Source organism: Salinivibrio sp. PR6, assembly GCF_001995955.1.
Classification (GTDB): Bacteria; Pseudomonadota; Gammaproteobacteria; order Enterobacterales; family Vibrionaceae; genus Salinivibrio; species Salinivibrio siamensis.
This window is the reverse complement of record NZ_MUFA01000046.1, coordinates 1-2,402: the sequence shown is the minus strand read 5'-3', so window position 1 is coordinate 2,402 and position 2,402 is coordinate 1. Positions and strand designations below refer to the sequence as shown.

The 2,402-nt window shown below is 35.6% G+C and carries 2 protein-coding genes and 1 pseudogene; all 3 read right to left on the bottom strand.

What is annotated here, in order from left to right; translation table 11 throughout:
- On the bottom strand, positions 1–654 hold a 654-nt coding region (locus BZG72_RS15990), incomplete at its 3' end, for a glycosyltransferase family 2 protein (protein ID WP_131828049.1).
- A 15-nt stretch (positions 655–669) separates the two neighbouring features.
- Positions 670–912, bottom strand: a pseudogene (locus tag BZG72_RS16495) (transposase); the annotation flags it as partial.
- Between the two features lie 380 nt (positions 913–1,292).
- A partial coding sequence (locus tag BZG72_RS15985) for a polysaccharide pyruvyl transferase family protein (protein ID WP_077667282.1) occupies positions 1,293–2,402 on the bottom strand: 1,110 nt, incomplete at its 5' end.

Genomic DNA, 2,402 nt, shown 5'->3' with positions numbered 1-2,402 from the left:
ATCACTAACTTTTGAATTAGTTGCACTGTTTGGTGTTTCACGGTAATTATAAAATGCACGATTAGTAAGAAGTAAATTTGAAGAGTTCATTAATAGCTCAAATGTCATCACTGCATCTTCTCCGACTGTAACCCCCTGTGGGAACCTAAGAGCGGGATTTTCATAGCTAGACCTCGGGAAAATTTTATTCCAAGGTGCATTGGAGATAACTTGTTTAAAAAAAAGAGGTATTATCTCGCTTGAAGTAAATTCTTTTTCTGTAAGGTTTTCATAAGCTAAATAACTATCAATCTCATAGGCTCGGTGATAATTGAATACTATACTATCATAGCCTTGTTTTAGTTTTTCATAAGCAAACCTAAGGTAGCCAGGCTCTAGCCAATCATCACCATCTACAAATACTAGATACTCACCTATTGCGAGATCCATACCATTATTCCTCGCACTAGAAACTCCGCCATTTTCTTTATTAACTATCTTAAAGTTCCTCCAACCAATAGTATGCCGTTCTATGATCTCCATTGACTCATCTGTAGAACCATCGTCTACCAGTATAATTTCGAAATCATCAAATTCTTGGTAGTACACAGAATCCAAGCAACCCAAAATATAGTGCTTGTTGTTAAAATTGGGTATAATTACGCTAAAAACCACTTGACACTCCCTAAATCAACGAAAAATCTTAAAAAGATTTCCCAGCACGGTCACCAGGTACTCTTGGTCCATTGCGCACATAATTCGCTTTCGTTGAATACCGGCTTTAAAACTCGTCTCTTTCTTCTTTAATATATTTAAAACCATTTGCCTTATTCGTGCAAAAACTTCCGCTCGGTCATTTACTCTTATTCGGCACGTACCTTCTTTTAATCCAACATTGAGTTGCCAGTGCATTGATTAAATTAACCAGTGCGAGCAGGGTAACCGCATGAAGCGATCAATGTCACACTTTAAGTCCTTTAATCAATTAAAACGAATCGATTTAAGGCTTATTTTGAACGTATACAAGTAAGAAGTGTGATCTGCGTTCTTTCATGCAGCTGCCCTGCTGAGAGCAGTGCGTTATGTGACTGACTTGGTCAACAGTGCCATCCCTATTTCTTATCAAAAGCCTTATCTAAAAAAGAAAAACTATGAGCGCGAAATTCGCTGATTTTTTTTTCGTAAGATGAATAATCAACCTTTCTCATTAAATCATAATTCTCATATTCTTCTATATATATAAGTCTGCTTTCCAATCCNTGCCCTGCTGGGAGCAGTGCGTTATGTGACTGACTTGGTCAACAGTGCCATCCCTATTTCTTATCAAAAGCCTTATCTAAAAAAGAAAAACTATGAGCGCGAAATTCGCTGATTTTTTTTTCGTAAGATGAATAATCAACCTTTCTCATTAAATCATAATTCTCATATTCTTCTATATATATAAGTCTGCTTTCCAATCCTAACTGCTCGAAAAGGACTTTTATTCTGTCATCATCGACATTCGTTTCTTTAAATGTTACTGCCCAAAAATTCTTTTTAAAGATGGTAGAGAAAATTGAACCATGAAACGAAGTAGTTATTACTAGGCTAGCATTTTTAATTAGCCCTAAATAGTCAACAGGAGAAGATGATTTCCACAATTTAAATCCACGAATAAAATTCCCTCGATATATGTAGGATTTCGCATCTAGCATCACCACTGGCAAGTCCAGCTTCTTGGATATTTTTGACATAAAATCATAAGTTTCTGAACTAAATGGAACGCCGTAAAAGAAAATATATTTTTCTGGGTATTCATCTTTTGGGACAAGAGTTTCCCAAACGTCTCTTTCTACCAAGATAGTTGGATCAGCGACGACTTCGAAGCGTTGTCCGCTTAACTCTTCCATCCATTTCTTACCGTTTCTTTCTCTAACAGAAAGGCAATCAAAATCACCAATATAGTCTTTGTATTTTTTTAGGTCAACGTTACTATTTAATATATTTCTWCCTCCAAGGCTTGGAGCATATGCAATTTTTTTTGCTCTTGTTTTAAAAGGAACAAAATAAGCATCACTAAAGTCGTCGCAGTTCACATTCCAAATCTGATCACTTCCAGCAACAATGTAATCATAAGCATCATGTAATTTCGCTAGTTCACTTTCTGCTTTATAACTATTCTTTGAAAGTTGAAACTCATTATTAATGAAACACTCAAAATCATTAAAACGTGATTTTAATATAGGATAGGAAAATAGATTAATGGCTAGCTTCACCAACCCTTTATGGTTTTTAGGCTTGGGAAACATCGAGTACATATTTCTTTGACCTTCACTCGAAAAGTTAACAATTTCAACATCTTTATTATATCGCGCTTTGACAAGGTATTGCAGAGCATATGTCTGGAGCATTGACCCTATGTTGTGTGACGCGTGATAAGTAAT